Here is a 4821-nt window from a genome sequence, read left to right on the forward strand (position 1 = left end):
CCTTCGCCCGGTCGACGATGCTGAGGTAGCCGTCGTCGTCGAGCGACCCGAGGTCACCGGTCTTGAGCCAGCCGTCCCGCAGGTCGGCGGCGGTCGCGTCGGGGCGGTTCCGGTAGCCCTTCATGATCGTCGGCCCCTTCAGGAAGACCTCGCCGACCTCCCCGGCCTCGAGCACGCCGCCGTCGACGGCGCGGACCTCGATGGAGGTCCCCGGCAGCGCGGGTCCCACCGTCCCGGCCTTCTGGGGGCGGTTGATGTCGTTGAAGGTCGCGGCACCCGTGGACTCGGTGAGCCCGTAGCCCTCGAGGATCGTGCAGCCGAACCGGTCGAAGAACGCGCGCATGACCTCGGCGGGCAGCGAGGCGCCGCCCGAGGTCGCGAGTCGCAGCTGCTCGAAGTCGGACGGGCCGAACTCGTCGGTGGCGGCGTGCAGCATCGCGTTCCACATCGTCGGCACGCCAGCGAGCACGGTGAGGCGGTCGCGGCGCACCATCTGCAGCATCTGCGTCGGCTCGAAGGGCGCGAGCAGCGAGAGCGACGCCCCCTGCACCAGCACCGTGTTCATCACGACGGCCTGGCCGTAGACGTGGAAGAGCGGGAGGCCGGTGCCGAAGCGGTCGTCGGGCGTCAGGTTGAGCACGGGCATGAACGACGCGGTGGTGTCGACGAGGTTCGTCGCCGTGAGCTCGACGCCCTTGGGGCGGCCGGTGGTGCCCGACGTGTAGAGGATGATCGCCGTGTCGTCCGGCGCGTGCTCGTGCGCCTGGGGCACCGGCTCGGCGTCGAGACGAGCGCCCTCGTCGAGGCGCCAGAACGCGATGCCGCGCTCGGAGGCGGCGGCGGACGCGGCGTCCTGGCACTCGTGCCAGGCGATGACGAGCGACGCCTCGGAGTCGTCGAGGACGTAGCCGATCTCCGGGCCCGTCGCCATCGTGTTCATGGTGATGACGCTGATGCCCGCGGCGTGCAGTCCCAGGTAGGCGACGGGGAACTCGACGATGCTCGGGGCGATCAGCACCACGCGGTCGAGCGGTCGCAGCCCGGCCGCCACGACGGCGCCCGCGAACCGGGCGCTGGCCTCCTTGAGCTCGCCGTACGTGAGCCCTCCCCTCGGGGAACGGAGGGCGACCCGCTCGGGGTCGCGATCCGCGATGGACCAGACGTCTGCTGCCACGTTCACCATGCGCTGCCACTTTCCTCGGTCGGGATCGGTGTGACCTGACTCACGCGACGGACGCTAGTTGAATCCGGGTTCAGGTTCAAGTAGGTTGCGGAAAAATCTCTCCCCACCGACCCAGGAGCGCTCCCGTGAGCCGTCCAGCCCCTCGTGCCGCGATCGTCTCGACCGCCCGCACCCCCATCGGGAAGGCGTACCGCGGCGCCTTCAACAACACCCCGGCCGCCGAGCTGGCGGGCCACGCGATCTCGCACGCGGTGGAGCGGTCCGGCGTCTCACCCGCTGAGATCGAGGACGTGATCCTCGGCTGCGCCCTCCCCGAGGGCTCGTCCGGCTTCAACGTCGCGCGTCAGGCGGCCCTGCGCGCCGGGCTGCCCGTGACGGTGCCGGGATCGACCGTCGACCGGCAGTGCTCGTCCGGTCTCATGGCCGTGGCCATCGCCGCCAAGCAGATCCTCGTCGACGGCCAGCGGGTCGCCGTCGGCGGCGGGGTCGAGTCGATCTCCCTGGTCCAGAACGAGCACATGAACACCCACCGCGCCGGCGACCCGTGGCTGCGTGAGCACGTGCCGGGCCTGTACATGCCGATGCTGCACACCGCCGAGAACGTGGCGGCGCGGTACGGCGTGAGTCGTGAGCGCCAGGACGAGATGGGGCTGCAGTCGGTGCAGCGCGCGGCGGCTGCGCAGGCGGCCGGTCACTTCGACGACGAGATCGCTCCCATCACCGTGCGGACGCTCGTGCTCGACAAGACCTCGGGAGAGACGAGCGAGGTCGAGCAGACGGTCTCCGCGGACGAGGGCGTGCGCGCCGGCACGACCGCCGAGGGCCTGGCCGGCCTGCGCACCGTGCTCGAGCCGGGCGAGGTCACGGCCCACCCGACCGTGACGGCCGGCAACGCCTCGCAGCTGAGCGACGGCGCCTCGGCCAACGTGCTGATGGACGCCGAGCTCGCCGAGGCCCGCGGCATCGCTCCGCTCGGCTACTACGTCGGCATCGCGGTGACCGGCTGCGAGCCGGACGAGATGGGCGTCGGTCCGGTGACGGCGATCCCCCGGCTGCTCGAGCAGCACGGCCTCGCCGTGGAGGACATCGGGGTGTGGGAGCTCAACGAGGCCTTCGCCTCGCAGGCCGTCCACTGCCGGGACGTCCTCGGCATCGATCCCGCCCGGATGAACGTCGACGGTGGCGCGATCGCCCTCGGCCACCCCTACGGCATGACGGGTGCCCGCGGCGTGGGCCACGCGCTCCTCGCCGGCCGTCGGCTCGGTGCGCGCTACGTCGTCGTGTCGATGTGCGTCGGCGGCGGGATGGGCGCAGCCGGCCTCTTCGAGGTCGGCGGCTGACGAGACGCTCTCGACGGTCAGCCGAGGACGGAGGCGAGGTGCTCTCGGAGCTCGTCCTCGTGACGCTGCGCCGCGACCGCGTCATACATCGACGTGTCGGCCATGGTGAAGCCGTGCGGCGCTCCAGGGTAGACGGCCTGGTCGAGCACGACGCCGGATGCGGCAGCGAGCTCGGCGATCGACTCCTGGTGCTCGGAGGGCATCGACGGGTCGTCGTCGGCATGGCGCAGCAGCACCGTCGCATGCGCGGTGCGCAAGGAGAGGTGCGGGCTCTCCTCGGTGTCGTCGACGAGCCCACCGCCGTGGAAGCCTGCGGCGACGGAGACGCGGCCGGGGTGGTCACCTGCGGCACGCAGGGCGATCCGGGCGCCCATGCAGTACCCGACGACCCCGACCGGACCGTCGGCCACGTCGTCGCGCGCCTGCAGCACGTCGAGGAAGAGGGCGGTGTCGGGCCGTGAGAGCTCGGGCGTGAGGGCGTGGACGCGCGGCATGGCCTGCTCGAAGAACGCCTCGCGAGCCCCGGGCTCGCGCAGGTCCCCCTCGGGCGACGTCTCCGCAGCCGTGCCGAAGTGGTGGAAGACGTTCGGCGCGAGCACCGTGTAGCCCCACGACGCGAACCGGTCGGCCATGACATGGATCTGGGGTCGCAGCCCGATCGCATCGACCACGAGGAGCACTCCCGGCCACGGCCCCTCCCCCACGGCAGGCGTGGCCACCCACGCCTCGATGGGACCGTCGGGACCTTCGATCTGCGCCTCAGCCATGCTGCGAGCCTAGCCAGCCGCCGTGCGTGCACCGAGACCCGACGAGTGCGCCGTCCTCAGGACACCGCGTCACGGTCGCGGCCCCCCGATCCTGGCCCGGGCGAGATCGAGCGTGCGGCGACCCTCCGCCGTCGCGCGCGCCTCGGTCCACAGCGGCGCCCACCGGGGCGACACCTCGACGGACGAGACACCATCGATGGCCAGAGCCGCCTCGGTGACCTCTTCGATGATGTGGTGGGTGAACGGGCAGCCGGGTTCGGTCAGGGTGACGACGACGCGTGCGCAGCCGTCCACGACGTCCACGGCGTCGACCAGGCCCAGGTCGACGATCGAGGTCGGGGCACCGGCAGCCACCATGCAGGGGTCGGGCACGTCACGCAGGGCGACGGCAACCGCGTCTGCCGCGGTCCCGCTGGTCGCCGGGAGCCGGCTCCCTGCCGCACTCATGCCGGGACCTCGGCGGCGTCGGCGGCGCGCACGATGCTCCAGGGGTCGCGGTACCCGTCCCGGGCCACAGCGGTGGCAAACCGGTCCCCCGCGGTGCTCGCGCGTCGCTCGACCGGGTCGATGCCGTGCAGCCGCGCGAGGTTGCCCCCGAGAATCAGGTCGCGTGTCCGACGATCGAGGGTGTGCGGGACGTCGTCCGGCAGCTCGAACCGGTCGAACGCGTCGAGCAGGTACCGCGGGTGGGGGTTGGTCGCGGCCGAGGAGTAGAGGATCCGGTCCGGGCCGCCCTCTGACAAGAACGCGCCGAGGATCCGCCCGAACGCCGCCGGATCGAGCAGCACGCTGACGAACGAGGCCTCGAGCGTCACGTAGACGTTCGGGTGGTTCATCAACAGCATGCGCGTCTCGTCGATGAACATGAACCCGGCATGGACGATCTGGAAGTTGATGTCCGGGAACCGCGCGGCGGCGCGACCGATGTCGTCGACCCGCATCGCGTCGGTGGAGACCGGCCCGAGGGGCAGCGCCTTGTGCACCGCGATGTTCTTGACCCCGAGCTCCTGGGCGAGCTCGAAGACCGGATAGGCGAAAGTGTCGTCCGACATCTCCCAGTACCGCGTCCGGCCACGCAGGTACTGCGCCGGGTAGAGCTTGATGCCGTCGGCGCCGAGGTCACGGACCTGGTGCTCGATCGACTCGAGCGCCTCCTCGCCCCGGAACAGGTCGGCTGTCGCGTACCAGAGCACCCGCTCCGGGTACCGCCGCTTCAGCTCTGCGCCCTTGTCGATCGCGGAGAGGCCGTCGACGTACGCGTCGTAGATCGGCAGGGAGTGCACGCAGGCCAGGTCCGTGGCGCTCTCCAGGAACATCGTGTCGACGAACTGCTCGATGTCCCAGTCGCGCTCCCACTGCTCACGGGTCAGCTGGTGCTCGGGCGGGTTGATGATGGGGTGCGAGCTCCACATGACGTCGGTGAACGCTTTGCCGTAGGAGCCGCGCTGGTTCTCCGGCGCGAAGTTGTAGGGGTGGCAGACCGCGTCGGCCACGAAGGGCCGGTCCCCGGGCGGGGTCACGTCGGGCGGGG

General features: G+C 71.5%; 5 protein-coding genes. 1 reads left to right on the plus strand and 4 read right to left on the minus strand.

Annotation, left to right across the window (positions count from 1 at the left end; genetic code table 11):
• Nucleotides 1-1174: AMP-binding protein (locus ASF38_RS03230; RefSeq protein WP_200914384.1), on the minus strand; the 1174-nt coding region annotated here is incomplete at its 3' end.
• A 134-nt stretch (nt 1175-1308) separates the two neighbouring features.
• Between ASF38_RS03230 and ASF38_RS03235 the strand changes: the two genes are divergently transcribed.
• Nucleotides 1309-2523, plus strand: coding sequence for an acetyl-CoA C-acyltransferase (locus tag ASF38_RS03235; protein WP_056573585.1), 1215 nt, complete (start codon nt 1309-1311; stop codon nt 2521-2523).
• A gap of 17 nt (nt 2524-2540) precedes the next feature.
• Here ASF38_RS03235 and ASF38_RS03240 read toward each other — a convergent pair whose 3' ends face one another.
• The 3 genes from ASF38_RS03240 to ASF38_RS03250 all read right to left on the minus strand — a co-directional run.
• Entirely contained in the window at nt 2541-3290 is a 750-nt protein-coding gene (locus ASF38_RS03240) for a dienelactone hydrolase family protein (protein ID WP_056573588.1), read from the minus strand.
• A 69-nt stretch (nt 3291-3359) separates the two neighbouring features.
• Complete coding sequence (locus tag ASF38_RS03245) at nt 3360-3737, minus strand: metal-sulfur cluster assembly factor (protein ID WP_082480317.1); 378 nt, start codon at nt 3735-3737, stop codon at nt 3360-3362.
• Nucleotides 3734-4821 (minus strand): amidohydrolase family protein (locus ASF38_RS03250; protein ID WP_235497367.1); only part of this gene is annotated, 1088 nt, incomplete at its 5' end. The genes ASF38_RS03245 and ASF38_RS03250, both read right to left, overlap by 4 nt.

Source organism: Aeromicrobium sp. Leaf272, assembly GCF_001422865.1.
Lineage (GTDB): Bacteria > Actinomycetota > Actinomycetes > Propionibacteriales > Nocardioidaceae > Aeromicrobium.

Bases quoted from the DNA above. Each gene is read 5' to 3' on its own strand.
- ASF38_RS03240 (WP_056573588.1), bottom strand. From the start codon at position 3,290: ATGGCTGAGGCGCAGATCGAAGGTCCCGACGGTCCCATCGAGGCGTGG.
- ASF38_RS03245 (WP_082480317.1), bottom strand. From the start codon at position 3,737: ATGAGTGCGGCAGGGAGCCGGCTCCCGGCGACCAGCGGGACCGCGGCA.